The 13,660-nt window shown below is 35.2% G+C and carries 14 protein-coding genes; 7 read left to right on the top strand and 7 right to left on the bottom strand.

What is annotated here, in order from left to right:
* Position 1: 1 nt before the first annotated feature.
* Complete coding sequence (locus ACWGOQ_RS05170; RefSeq protein WP_452056192.1) at positions 2–565, bottom strand: DNA-3-methyladenine glycosylase I; 564 nt, start codon at positions 563–565, stop codon at positions 2–4.
* 63 nt (positions 566–628) lie between these two features.
* On the opposite strand from ACWGOQ_RS05170, the gene ACWGOQ_RS05165 reads away from it, so the two are divergent.
* Complete coding sequence (locus ACWGOQ_RS05165; RefSeq protein ID WP_458202417.1) at positions 629–1,294, top strand: thioredoxin family protein; 666 nt, start codon at positions 629–631, stop codon at positions 1,292–1,294.
* On the opposite strand, the gene ACWGOQ_RS05160 is transcribed toward ACWGOQ_RS05165, so the two are convergent.
* From ACWGOQ_RS05160 to ACWGOQ_RS05135, 6 genes are all read right to left on the bottom strand, one after another.
* Positions 1,278–1,985, bottom strand: a complete 708-nt coding sequence (locus ACWGOQ_RS05160) for a hypothetical protein (protein WP_452056194.1) — start codon at positions 1,983–1,985, stop codon at positions 1,278–1,280. The two genes, ACWGOQ_RS05165 and ACWGOQ_RS05160, sit on opposite strands and share 17 nt — an antisense overlap.
* A gap of 33 nt (positions 1,986–2,018) precedes the next feature.
* Positions 2,019–2,726: a tRNA pseudouridine(55) synthase TruB gene (gene truB, locus ACWGOQ_RS05155; protein WP_452056195.1), complete on the bottom strand. Its 708-nt coding sequence runs from the start codon at positions 2,724–2,726 to the stop codon at positions 2,019–2,021.
* Positions 2,727–2,735: 9 nt separating this feature from the next.
* The gene (locus ACWGOQ_RS05150; RefSeq protein WP_452056196.1) at positions 2,736–3,530 is read right to left on the bottom strand and encodes an undecaprenyl-diphosphate phosphatase; all 795 of its coding nucleotides are present in this window, start codon (positions 3,528–3,530) and stop codon (positions 2,736–2,738) included.
* Between the two features lie 59 nt (positions 3,531–3,589).
* Positions 3,590–3,856, bottom strand: coding sequence for a DUF3098 domain-containing protein (locus tag ACWGOQ_RS05145; RefSeq protein ID WP_452056197.1), 267 nt, complete (start codon positions 3,854–3,856; stop codon positions 3,590–3,592).
* An 85-nt stretch (positions 3,857–3,941) separates the two neighbouring features.
* On the bottom strand, positions 3,942–4,337 hold the full coding sequence (locus ACWGOQ_RS05140) for a hypothetical protein (protein WP_452056198.1): 396 nt from the start codon (positions 4,335–4,337) through the stop codon (positions 3,942–3,944).
* 9 nt (positions 4,338–4,346) lie between these two features.
* The gene (locus tag ACWGOQ_RS05135; RefSeq protein ID WP_452056199.1) at positions 4,347–5,225 is read right to left on the bottom strand and encodes a cell division protein FtsX; all 879 of its coding nucleotides are present in this window, start codon (positions 5,223–5,225) and stop codon (positions 4,347–4,349) included.
* 646 nt (positions 5,226–5,871) lie between these two features.
* On the opposite strand from ACWGOQ_RS05135, the gene ACWGOQ_RS05130 reads away from it, so the two are divergent.
* From ACWGOQ_RS05130 to ACWGOQ_RS05105, 6 genes are all read left to right on the top strand, one after another.
* The gene (locus ACWGOQ_RS05130) at positions 5,872–6,804 is read left to right on the top strand and encodes a ketopantoate reductase family protein (RefSeq protein ID WP_452056200.1); all 933 of its coding nucleotides are present in this window, start codon (positions 5,872–5,874) and stop codon (positions 6,802–6,804) included.
* Positions 6,805–6,862: 58 nt separating this feature from the next.
* Positions 6,863–9,676, top strand: coding sequence for a leucine--tRNA ligase (gene leuS / locus ACWGOQ_RS05125; RefSeq protein ID WP_452056201.1), 2,814 nt, complete (start codon positions 6,863–6,865; stop codon positions 9,674–9,676).
* Between the two features lie 168 nt (positions 9,677–9,844).
* Positions 9,845–10,105: an SWEET family sugar transporter gene (locus ACWGOQ_RS05120; RefSeq protein WP_452056202.1), complete on the top strand. Its 261-nt coding sequence runs from the start codon at positions 9,845–9,847 to the stop codon at positions 10,103–10,105.
* A gap of 133 nt (positions 10,106–10,238) precedes the next feature.
* Positions 10,239–11,354: an alanine dehydrogenase gene (ald, locus tag ACWGOQ_RS05115; RefSeq protein ID WP_452056203.1), complete on the top strand. Its 1,116-nt coding sequence runs from the start codon at positions 10,239–10,241 to the stop codon at positions 11,352–11,354.
* A gap of 106 nt (positions 11,355–11,460) precedes the next feature.
* Positions 11,461–12,153, top strand: coding sequence for a zinc metallopeptidase (locus ACWGOQ_RS05110; protein ID WP_452056204.1), 693 nt, complete (start codon positions 11,461–11,463; stop codon positions 12,151–12,153).
* A 77-nt stretch (positions 12,154–12,230) separates the two neighbouring features.
* The gene (locus ACWGOQ_RS05105) at positions 12,231–13,649 is read left to right on the top strand and encodes an FAD-dependent oxidoreductase (RefSeq protein ID WP_452056205.1); all 1,419 of its coding nucleotides are present in this window, start codon (positions 12,231–12,233) and stop codon (positions 13,647–13,649) included.
* Positions 13,650–13,660 lie beyond the last annotated feature (11 nt).

The raw sequence follows: 13,660 nt of genomic DNA, 5'->3' as shown, positions 1-13,660 counted from the left end.
TCTAAACTTCATTATACCTAAAACAATCAATAATATGATCATTAACCATACCGATAGCCTGCATAAATGCATAGACCACTGTGGATCCTACAAACTTAAAACCTCTTTTCTTTAAATCTTTACTGATCCTATCAGAAAGAGGCGTATTTGCTGGACATTCTTTATGATGTTTCCAGGAGTTTTTGATAGGTTTTCCATCAATAAACCCCCAAATATAGGTGTCAAAACTACCAAACTCTTCTTGGATCTTGATGAAATTTTGAGCATTCGTAATGGCAGAATTGACCTTCAGTTTGTTTCTGATAATACCAGCGTTTTGGAGTAATTCTTCTTTCTTCATGTCATTGTACTGAGCAATAATTCTATAATCAAAATTATCAAAAGCAATTCTAAAATTTTCTCGTTTTCTCAGAATAGTGATCCAGCTTAACCCTGCCTGAAAAGTCTCTAGAACCAAGAATTCAAACAAAAGTTTTTCGTCGTGTAGTGGTACTCCCCATTCTTGATCGTGATATGATTCATATAAAGAATCACCCACACTCCAACTACATCTGTGTTTAGTCATAATATTGGTTTTAATCAATAAAGATATTAGATTAGTCGTGAATTTAAGGTGTAAGCTTTAGATATGTATATCGTCTTATACAATAATACGTTTGATATGATGGAAACTACAGCAATGACAATACAGGAATTAATAGAAGAAGGAATCGATAACTCCTATTCATATAAAGAATATAGAGATATAATCAGCAATCTACTCCATGAAGGTAAGTCTACAGGAAATGAACAATCAGAAGCACTTACCAATTATAGCCTGTTAAATGATCGAAGAATGAAACGCTTGGATAAGACTATAAAAATCAATGAGACAATTGCAAAGGCTTTCTCTAATACCGCTGCTACTATCACATGGTTAGTATTGACAGAAGGCTGGTGTGGTGATGCCGCTCAGTCGTTACCGGTAATTCATAAACTTTCTGAAATGAATGAAGGAATAGATCTAAGAATTATATCCAGAGATGAACACGATGCATTGATGAATCATTTTCTGACTAACGGAAGCAAGTCAATTCCAAAACTTATAGCGTATGATAAAGAAAAACAAGAAGTTGTAGATACTTGGGGACCTAGACCATCAATTGCTGCCAAGATGGTAGTTGACTATAAAGCAAAACACGGAAGTTTAGATCCCAAATTCAAGCAGGACCTGCAAGTTTGGTATAATACAGATAAAGGTAATAATATCGCCGAGGATTTGGTGAAACTCATAAGGCTTAACCTCCATAATTAAAATAGTAGGTAATAAAACCTTTTTGCTCTTTTAATTCTGAGGAAGAGAATAATGCATCTTGTGCATAGTCCAATGCATTATCAAAAAGACACTCATTTCTGGTAGTAGATCTTCTTTTGTCAATCTTAGCATCTGTAACATAGCCATTTTGATTTACCTCAATTTTGACTACCACTTTTCCGCTTCCATTGCACGTATATATGGGATTTGGGATGTCTTTCTTTTCTCTGCCTTTTAATGTAAATGTAACAGAGCTGTTTCTATTATTTACTTCCTCTGTTATCGGTTTTTCTGCCTTTTCTGCTTCAGGAACTTCTTCAGTGGCGATGTCTTCATTGATAGCTTCCTGACCTTCTGCCAGTTGATCGCTAGTAGTAGTTTCCTCTGTTGCCTCAGCAGTTTCTGTTAGAGATTTTATTCTTTGTTCAAACTCTTCAGAATCTTCAAAATCTTCGTTAAAAGCATCATGAGTTCTTTTAGAAGCTATTAATTCTCTTTGTTCTTCAGGAATAGGAGGCTCAATTTCTTCTTCTTTCGTCAATTCTTCCATCAGCTCTTCCGGAATTTCCATAAGAATTTCGGACTGTTCTCTTTTCTTGTTGACCATATTGATATTATAGAGTGTCAATACAAAAATACCCATCAACATAGATGTAATTATTAAAGCCTTATGTTTTTCTATAAATTCCATAGGTAAATATAACTCGGTTTCTTTTACAATATTTTATGTAGTTTCAATTTCTGTTCGCAACTGATTTTCAAATATTTCCGGGCTTATAGCTTCTGCCACAGAGAATTCTCCGATTTTTGTTCTTCTTAGTGCACTTAGGTGACCACCACTTTGTAATGCTTTGCCAAAATCATGCGCTAATGATCTGATATACGTTCCTTTTCCACAAACGACTCTAAAATCGACTTCGGGCAGCGCAACTCTGGTAATTTCGAATGCTGAAATGGTGATTTTTCTTGCAGCTATTACTACCTCTTTTCCTTCTCTTGCATAGTCATACAAGCGTTTTCCATCTTTTTTTAAAGCCGAAAAAACCGGAGGATATTGTTCAATTTCGCCAATAAACTGTTTTGTGGTTGATATGATGATTTCTTCCGAAATATGATCTATAGGAAAAGTTTCATTCACTTCGGTTTCCAAATCATACGAAGGCGTAGTTGCACCCAAAGTAATCGTTCCTGTATATTCTTTGGTTTGCCCCATAAACTCTTGTATTCGTTTAGTGAACTTGCCAGTACAAATAATAAGCAACCCTGAAGCAAGCGGGTCTAACGTTCCTGCATGCCCTACCTTTATTTTTTTAATCCCAAAATTTTTACGAATTAACCAACGAAGTTTGTTAACAACCTGAAAGGATGTCCAATGTAGCGGTTTATCGATCAAAAGAATTTGACCGTCTTTGTAATCTTGTTCGGTTAGCATTATTGGGGGCTATTTAATAAAACCAAAGGTGATGGCTGTTATACCAACTACAATACAATATAAGGCAAAATATGATAACTTACTCCTTTTTACTACGGAAATCATCCAAGTACAGGCAAAAAGACCTGAGGTAAAAGCGGCTAAAAATCCCAAAAATAACGGTATACTACTTTCCGTAGTAAGGTTTAAATCACCACTTAGCAAATCTTTTCCAATCTTTCCAAAAATTAATGGGATCACCATTAAAAATGAAAAACGCGCAGCTTTGGTCTTGTCATTACCCAGTAATACCGATGTAGAAATAGTAGCACCACTCCTAGAAATTCCTGGTAGCATAGCAATCGCCTGAGCGATCCCTATCATAAATGCGTTTGGAGTAGTTACTATTTTTGAAGTATCTCTTGCTTTATCTGCAAACCATAGGAGAATAGCTGTTATGATAAGCATAAAACCGACAAATGCTATATTGCCACTAAAAAGGCGTTCTAATTGTTCTTCAAAAAACAATCCGACTAGAACTGCGGGAATCATCGAAACAAGTATTCTTAGAGAAAACATTGTTTCGTTATTCTTTTTAAATTGTAAAAGTCCTTTGATGATTTGCCAAATGTCTTTTCTAAAAACTACAATGGTACTTAACGCCGTAGCAAAATGTAAAACCACTGTAAAGAGCAATGATTCTTCAGGAACACTTTCATCGCCAAGAATAGCTTTTCCTAGTTCTAAATGACCACTGGAAGAAACTGGGAGAAATTCTGTAAGTCCCTGAATAACACCTAAAATAATTGCATCGATAATTTCCATTAGGAACGTTTTCTAAAATTTGATGCAAATATATAATTACCAGAAGAGAAATCGTTTGATTAGTTGTTTTTCTTCTTGTCTGGGTTTAATAAAATAGCATATACTTCGATCCCAAAACCAATCAATACAACAGTAGGTGCTAATCGAATTCTCCTAAAACTGTAGATATCCGGATTAAAGACATTTGGATCGTCGCTTCCACCACCTGCCATTAGGATAAATCCCAATGCAATTACAGCTATACCAATTGCCATTACTACATAGTTTTTCTTTCCAAAAATGAAATCTGGTTTGTGTGGTATATTATTACTGACTTGTTTGCTCATAAATGCGGTTTTTATTGTTATCTGATGGTTCTGTTTTAAACATTAACAGATAGAATTTACTGATTATCCTTTAGGTTTATTTATACTATTCTTTTTGCTGAATTTCATTAAAAATAACGCGATCGCCGATCGTTAATTTTGAGATATGTCCCATTATTTTGTCACGTGTAAATATAGTCCATCTATATATAGGATACAAAGTCACCTTTTTATTTAATAATTCTTTTTGTAATTCTTTTATAGATAACCCTTGTTCTAGACCACGGTTGATATAATAATAATGATCGTCATTTTGTAAAGTAATGGCAATATCAAAACCGCTCCCTTCTTCTATTTTTGTAACGATGCCTTTTATTTCTATAACATCATCTGGCTGCACATTTCGTATAGGCTTAAATGTCTGAATCGTAACCCACATAAAGATTAGAAAAAGGACAAATGATATTGAAAAGAATAGTTTACCTGTTTTTTGTAAGCTCATAGACTAAAATTAATAATACAATTCGTCAGTTCTAAGATTCAGAAAACGTTGGGTAGCAAAAAAAGTACTAATCCAGGTTATTAAAATACCAACTCCAAAAACGCCTGCAAATAATCCAATCAATAATATTTTGTCGCTAAGCAACGCTAATTCTGGAAATGCTTTGTCCAAATAAAATAATACGATGGCAACACCTATTAGCGCTACAATAGCACCGATCATTCCTAAGCGTACGCTCTTCCAGACAAAAGGCTTACGGATAAATCTTTTTGTAGCGCCAACCATTTGCATCGTCTTGATAATAAAACGTTTAGAATAGACAGATAATCGAATGGAACTGTTGATAAGAAGCACTGCTATAAAGGTAAAAATACCACTAATCAATAATACCCAGAAACTTATTTTTTTGATGTTATCATTAAGCAATGAGATCAAAGGTTTGTCATAGGTAACTTCGTCTACAAAGTCTTTTTTAGTAATTGTTTTAGTGATTTCATCAATCTTTACCTGATCTACAAAATCAGCTTTGAGATATACATCTATCGAGTTCTGCAGTGGATTATACCCAAGAAAATCCATGAAATTTTCACCAATATCTTTACTGTGCTCTTCTGCGGCTTCATCTTTGGAAATATACGTCGTTGACTTCGTGTATTCTGCGAGCGCCAAACTTTTTTCCATTTGCTTGATTTCAACTTCTTTAGCAGTATCTTTAAGATAAACAGTAAGCGCGATCTTTTCTTTAAAATGATCCGCAACTTTTTTAGTATTCAAAACCAAGAGTCCTAATAAACCCAATAAAAAAAGTACCAGAGAAATACTAATCACCACCGAGAAATAAGAGGATATTAGTCTGCGTTTCTGATATTTTTCGAAAGAGGAGCTCATAGAGATTTGTTTTTGCAGGTAAAAATAATAAAGTTCACGAGACTTTTAATTCTAAAGTCTCTCTCTTTTAGAATTAATTAACCAAATTAATCAAGCTGTAGAGCGGGATCTGTATATTATGTTGTTTTGATTAACTTTAATCTATATGGACAACGAAAAATAAGTGTTAAAATTTTTCAGACTACATTTAATATGTTCCGTCTTTAAGACAGCTATTTGGTTTGTGAATTTAATGCAGTACGGATGAAAACTTCCATTATGTTAATTGGATTTATCGCATACATCCACGATTTTAAGCTGAACGTCAATATAAGATAGACTAAAACACACCGATGTTAATATTTGATGGAGATGAATATTAAATTTAATACTCATTTAAAATTAAAACCATTACAAAAAAGACATCAAGACATTAAAGCTGAAAAAACAACGATGTCTCTACTTAATTTAAATACAATTAAAGGAGGAGGAAATCATCTGGAAATCAGTCTTGCGAGTCGCAGGGATTTATGTCCCACTAGTACTGCATCACACTTGTGCTAAAATATTGCTTTTGATTATCTTGTTAAATGGCGATATTTGTTATATCGCCCTTTTTATTTTGAGAGTATATGAAACGATATGATGGATTTAATTAACTTATAGTATGCATACAGTTATCATTGGTATTGGGGGAGTTGGAGGATATTTTGGAGGAAAAATCGCTAATTCTGATCAAAAGGTCTCCATGATTGCCAGAGGAGAGCACTTAGATGCTATACGCCAAAAGGGATTACAGGTGCAAAGTATTGAAGGAGATTTTCTCACAACACCTTTTTTAATAACTGATACTATCCACGAAGTTGACAAAGCAGATTTGATTTTAATTTGTACGAAGTCTTGGCAGGTCAAAGAGGCAGCAGATGCAATGAAACCTATTCTAAAAGAAAATACTATAGTGATCCCTTTACAAAATGGTGCGGATAATGCTGAGAAAGTAATATCCGTTATTGGTCATAAAAATGTGCTTGGCGGATTGTGTAAAATCTACAGTAAAATCAAATCTCCCGGTGTTATTTCGCATTTTGGCCATCCACCAGAGGTGGTTTATGGAGAACTCGATGCCAGTAAAACAGATCGTTTACACAGGATTAAAACCATTTTTGATAAGGCAGGATTTAACAACAAAATTTCTGAAGATATTCAGGTAGATATCTGGAGTAAATTTATGTTTATCGCTACGGTAAGTGGTTTAGGAGCGGTAACCAGAGCAACAATAGGAGAAATGTATAAGCATCCTCAGCTCAATAAAATACTTAGATCGACAGCTTCTGAGATATATCAAATAGCATTAGCAAAAGAAGTTGCTATGCCGCAAAATAGTGTAGACAGCGTGATGGGTTTTATAGAAAAGCAACCTTTTGAAGCAACAGCATCTACTCAAAGGGATATTATGGAAGGTAGACCCTCAGAGTTAGATAACTTTAATGGCTTTATTGTAAAAGAGGGCAAAAAGTTCAGAATTCCTACTCCAACGAATGCGTTTATCTATAGTTGTTTACAACCTATGGAAGCAAAAGCCAGAGCGGCTAAAAACTAAGATGAAAAGTACACTAAACTCACATAAAATCGTAAATTTGCGGTCTTAATTTCAGATCATGAGTTACGATTTCAATACAATTGAAGCCAGATGGCAAGCCTATTGGGCAGAGAATGGAACGTTTAAAGCTGAAAATAACAGCGATAAGCCAAAATACTATGTGCTGGACATGTTTCCTTATCCTTCTGGTGCAGGACTGCACGTTGGGCATCCATTAGGATATATTGCCAGTGATATTTATGCCAGGTATAAGCGTCACAAAGGGTTTAATGTATTACATCCACAAGGATATGATTCATTTGGATTACCAGCAGAACAATATGCGATCCAAACAGGTCAGCATCCGGCAATTACTACCAAAGAAAATATCGCCAGATATCGCCAGCAATTAGATAAAATTGGATTTTCTTTTGATTGGAGTCGTGAGGTAAAAACAAGTGATCCCAAATTTTATAAATGGACACAGTGGATCTTTACAGAGCTTTTCAATTCGTGGTATGATACTAATGAAGACAAAGCAAGATCTATAGGTGAATTAGAAGAACTATTTGCCAATGAAGGAAACCTACAAGTAAATGCGGTATGTGATGAGGATGTCAAAGAGTTTACTGCTGAAGACTGGAAGGGCTTTTCTTCAAAAGAAAAACAAGAAACAATACTAAAATATAGATTAACGTATTTAGCAGAAACTGAAGTCAACTGGTGTCCGCAACTGGGAACAGTATTAGCCAATGATGAAATTGTAAACGGAGTTTCGGAGCGTGGTGGTTACCCGGTGATTCGTAAAAAGATGACGCAGTGGAGCATGCGTATTTCTGCCTATGCACAGCGTTTATTGGTTGGATTAAATACAATTGACTGGCCGCAGCCACTAAAAGATTCACAAACCAATTGGATTGGTCGCTCTGAAGGAGCAAGTGTGACTTTTAATATAAAAGATCATGAGGAGGTGATCGATGTGTTTACTACACGTCCTGATACTATTTTTGGAGTAAGTTTTATGACATTGGCCCCAGAACATGAATTAGTAGCTAAAATTACCACGCCAGAACAAAAGACTGCAATAGATACATATATAGACGCAACAGCAAAACGTAGTGAACGGGATCGTATGGCAGACGTAAAAACCATTAGTGGTGTATTTACCGGAGCGTATGCAGAGCATCCATTTACCAAAGAACCTGTTCCTATCTGGATTGGAGATTATGTATTGGCTGGATATGGTACAGGAGCAGTGATGGCAGTGCCTTGTGGAGATCAAAGAGATTATGATTTTGCAAAGCATTTTGGGATTGATATCCCTAATATTTTTAGAGGAATAGATATTTCTGAGGAAGCCTTTACGGATAAAGACAATACGATTATAGCCAATTCAGACTTTTTGAATGGCTTGAAATATAAAAAAGCAGTAAAAACTGCGATTTACGAGTTAGAAAAATTAGGCCAAGGAAAAGGGAAAATTAATTATAGATTACGTGATGCCGTGTTTAGTCGTCAGCGATATTGGGGAGAACCATTTCCGGTGTACTATAAAGACGGAATGCCACAGATGATTGACCTGAAGCATTTACCCATCGAATTGCCAGAAGTAGAAAAATATTTACCAACCGAAACCGGTGAGCCACCATTAGGCCGTGCAGATGTTTGGGCTTGGGACGCAGAAAAGAATGAGGTGGTGTCCAATGATTTGATAGATCACACTACTGTTTTTCCTCTGGAGTTAAACACCATGCCAGGTTGGGCAGGAAGTTCATACTACTTTAATAGATATATGGATCCGTACAATGAACAGGAAGTGTTCTCACAAGATGCTGTGAATTATTGGAAAGACGTTGATCTTTATATAGGAGGTAGCGAACACGCAACTGGGCATTTATTATATGCACGTTTTTGGCAAAAGTTTTTATTTGACAGAGGTGTCGTGCCTGTAGATGAATTTGCTAAAAAATTGATCAATCAGGGAATGATTTTGGGAACAAGTGCTATTGTTTATAGGATAAGTGGTACAAATAAATATGTTTCTAAAGGATTGAAGGATCAATATGTAGTTGAAGAACTTCGTATAGATGTTAATATGATAAATGCATCGGATGAATTACTTCCTGAAGATTTGAAAGAATGGCAACCACAATTTAAAGATGCCGAATTTGAACTTGAAGAAGGGAAGTATATCGTAGGTAGAGAAGTTGAAAAAATGTCAAAACGTTGGTTTAACGTGGTAAACCCAGACGGGATCTGCGATCAATACGGAGCAGATAGCTTACGCTTATATGAGATGTTCCTTGGGCCATTAGAACAAGCAAAGCCTTGGAACACAGCTGGTATTACTGGGGTTCATAACTTTTTAAAGAGATTATGGAAATTATATCATGATGGAGAAGATTTTGTAGTTACGGACATAGAACCTACCAAAGACAATTTAAAGACATTACATAAAACCATCAAAAAGGTAGAAGAAGATATAGAAAACTTCTCATTTAATACGTCTGTAAGTACCTTTATGATTGCAGTAAACGAATTGACTGCTCAGAAATGTAGTGCAAAAACTGTTTTAGAACCACTATTGGTATTGGTTTCACCGTATGCCCCGCATATTGCAGAAGAATTGTGGTCTAAACTTGGGCATAACGAATCTATAGCTACTGTAGCATTTCCTGTTTTTGAGGAGAAGCATTTGGTAGAAAGCACCAAACAATATCCAATTTCTTTTAATGGTAAAATGCGTTTTACTATGGAGCTGCCATTGGATCTAAGCAAAGATGCTATCGAAGCTGCAGTCATGGCTCACGAAAAAACGCAGCAACAACTAGAAGGCAGAACGCCTAAAAAAGTAATCGTAGTTCCCGGAAAGATTGTAAATATAGTTGGATAAACCAAGCTGTTTTTGACCCAAAGCTTTCAAAATGGTTGTCCCGATTTTTATTAAGATTGCATCGAGATTAGGTTTTTAGTTCATAATAATTAGTTTGCTATGTATCCGCTCACGCAAGCACGGTAATAGTGTTTTTGAATTGGGTGTTTTTCTCTTAATGTTGAAAGTATGATGGACTCTATCGAAATTTTGGGATTTATGGCGGCAACCTTAACTACCGCCGCTTTTTTGCCACAAGTATATAAAACCTGGAAAACTAAATCTGCAGAAAGTTTATCGCTATCCATGTTGTTGATTTTTGTCAGTGGGGTAATATGTTGGTTATTTTACGGTTTTTTCATAGATAGTTTACCTGTGATTCTGGCAAATTTTATTACCGCTATCTCTGGATTTTTATTGCTTTATTTTAAAATTCGCTATAAAAACTGAAATAAATTGAATATTCTTATTATTTTTTAACAACTTTTAGTTGTTTTTATCAGATTACGGATAAGATATTTTTTAGATCTATTTTATTGTTTTATTTCAAGAAAACATCTATTTTCGACGAAAAAATAAGAATATGATAATTGGTGTTCCAAAGGAGATCAAGAATAACGAGAATCGAGTAGGTGTTACGCCTGCAGGAACGATGGCGCTCGTTAGACATGGTCACACTGTTTTTATTCAGCAAAATGCCGGTCTTCAGAGTGGTTTTAGCGATGAAGAATATATAGGTGCAGGAGCAAAGATTCTTCCTACTATAGAAGAGGTTTACGCTACTGCCGAAATGATCATAAAGGTTAAGGAACCTATTGAACCAGAATATAAGTTGATTAGAAAAGATCAATTATTATTTACTTATTTCCATTTTGCATCAAGTGAACCGTTAACTAACGCAATGATTGCAAGTGGTTCGGTTTGTATTTCTTATGAAACTGTAGAAGATCCTGATCGTAGTTTGCCGCTACTCACACCTATGAGTGAAGTGGCCGGACGCATGTCTATACAACAGGGAGCTAAGTATTTAGAAAAACCACTAAAAGGTAGAGGAATTCTCCTTGGTGGTGTTCCTGGAGTAGCTCCGGCAAAAGTATTGATACTAGGAGGAGGTGTTGTAGGAACGCAAGCTGCAAAAATGGCAGCCGGAATGGGAGCAGATGTAACTATTCTTGATATTAGTATGAAAAGGTTACGTTATTTGGATGATGTCATGCCAGCAAATGTAAATACTGAATTTTCAAACGAATATACAATTCGTGAACGTATAAAAACTTCTGATTTAATCATTGGAGGAGTACTGATACCGGGAGCAAAAGCTCCAAAACTTATTACTCGTGATATGCTAAAGGATATGCGAATTGGAACAGTATTAGTAGATGTTGCGGTAGATCAAGGTGGTTGTTTTGAGACTACAAAACCGACCACCCATCAGGATCCTACGTATATAATAGATGATGTAGTACACTATTCTGTGGCAAATATGCCAGGAGCAGTGCCATATACTTCAACCTTGGCACTAACGAATGTTACTTTGTCATATGCATTGCAATTGGCTAACAAAGGTTGGAAAACCGCCTGTGCAGAAAATGAACCTCTCAAAAAAGGATTGAATGTGATTAATGGAGATGTAGTGTATCCGGCTATTTCCGAAGCATTTGACCTTCCTTTGAAAGATGTAAATAACTATTTAAGTTAAACTCGACTTATTGGCTAACTCAAGTTTATTTAACCGAAAACCTCGTCTTTATGGCGAGGTTTTTGCTTTATTATTGTAAATTTAATAATAAATAAAGTTTACAACTATGATGGGATATTATGTCTTAGCGGGAATTATCTTTTTAGTAAGCTCCTATGTGAGTAGCAAACTAAAAAGCAAATTCAAACATTATTCTAATGTTCGCTTACAGAATGGAATGAGTGGAGCAGAGATCGCAGCAAAGATGTTATTGGATAATGGAATAGGAGATGTAAAAGTTATTTCTACTCCAGGAATGTTAACAGATCACTATAATCCAAGAAATAAAACAGTGAACCTAAGTGAAGGAGTATATAATCAAAGAAATGCTGCCGCTGCTGCTGTAGCAGCGCACGAAGTCGGGCATGCAGTTCAACATGCTACAGCGTATAGTTGGCTTACGATGAGGTCAAAGATTGTTCCAGCTGTTGGGATTGCCAGTAAACTTTCTAATATCGTTATTATGGGAGGCTTGATCTTATCTGCCACAGGTTCTTTAATAGGAGATACAATTTTTCTAATTGGTATTATATTATTTGCAGTCACAACTTTATTCGCTTTTATCACGCTTCCGGTAGAATATGATGCAAGCAATAGAGCTTTGGCTTGGCTAGAGAGTAATCGGATGTTGACAGTAGAGGAACACGATGGTGCAAAAGATGCGTTAAAATGGGCTGCAAGAACTTATGTAGTAGCAGCTTTAGGTTCTCTGGCGACCTTATTATATTTTATTTCTATTTTTATGGGTAGAAGGGATTAGGTAATATGGTAAAATATTAGGCTTTGTCTTGTTTTTATTTCTTTATCTTTTGGGACTAATTTTATAGAAAAGGTAAATTGATAAAGAAAGTTATTATCATCGGAGCTGGACCAGCAGGTTTGAGCGCTGCTTATACTCTTAGCAAAAATGATATTGCTATTGAGGTTTTTGAAGCATCTCGGTACGTAGGAGGAATGTCCAGAAGTTTTGACCTTTGGGGTCAAAGAGTTGACTTAGGGCCTCATAGATTCTTTTCGAAAGATTCAAGAATTAATAATTTTTTTAATGAAATAATTAAGGATGATTATACATTGGTAAATCGCCGTACCCGGATATATTACAAGGAAAATTTTTTCGATTATCCTCTTAAATTATTAAACGTATTAGGGAATCTATCAATTGTAACTATTTTCAGTATTTTATTTTATTATGGGAAACGACGTATATTTCCAATAAATAACCCTGAAACTTTTGAGGAATGGATTACGAATCGCTTTGGAGAAAGACTATATATTATTTTTTTTAAATATTATACTGAAAAATTATGGGGAATACCTTGCTATAAAATTGATGCCGATTGGGCAGCTCAACGTATAAAAAGGCTCTCTTTGTTTGAAGCCGTATGGAGTGCTTTTAAAAGGAATAAAAGGAATAAACATAAAACTTTAGTAGACGAATTTTCATATCCAAAAAATGGGACCGGTACTTTATATGAACGTTCGGCAAGCAGTATTGAAAAAAATGGAGGGGTTATACATAAAAATACACTTATTCAAAGTGTATTTGTAAAAGATAATGTATGTAAAGGAGTAATAACAAGCGATGGCGAAAAACACGAAGCCGACTATGTCATATCCTCAATGCCTATTACCTCTTTAATTAAAGGAATGAAATTTGTTCCAAAAGAGGTGCTAAATGCTACGAACAAATTGCAGTTTAGAAATACCATTTTAGTGTATTTAGAGATTGATAGAGATGACTTATTTGAGGATAATTGGATATATGTGCATTCTCCTGAGGTTAAGCACGGTAGAATTACAAATTTTAGGAATTGGTGCCCAAGTCTGAATAAAGGAAAAAAGAGTACTATTTTGTGTTTAGAATTTTGGGCTTTTGATACAGATGCGATATGGAAAAAAGATGATCGATTTTTGAGTGAATTAGCAACCAGCGAGTTGAAGGTTTTAAAACTAATTAGCGATTCAGAAATTATTTGCAACGCAAAGGTTGTGAGAGTTCCAAAGTGCTATCCGGTATATCAAATAGGGTATAAGGGTCACTTAAATAGTATTAAAAAATATTTAGATTCTATAGATAACCTTATCCCAATAGGTCGCTACGGGGCTTTCAAATATAACAATCAGGATCATTCTATTTTGATGGGAATTTTATCGGCAGAAAATATTATCTACAATACTGGTATTGATTTGTGGGAGATTAACACAGATACCGAGTATCAGGAAGATGGCGAAGTGAAGGATGTTTTAATTCAATAAATTTATTTTTA

The organism is Aquimarina ulvae (assembly GCF_053613295.3).
This window is presented reverse-complemented; position numbering and strand designations above follow the sequence as displayed.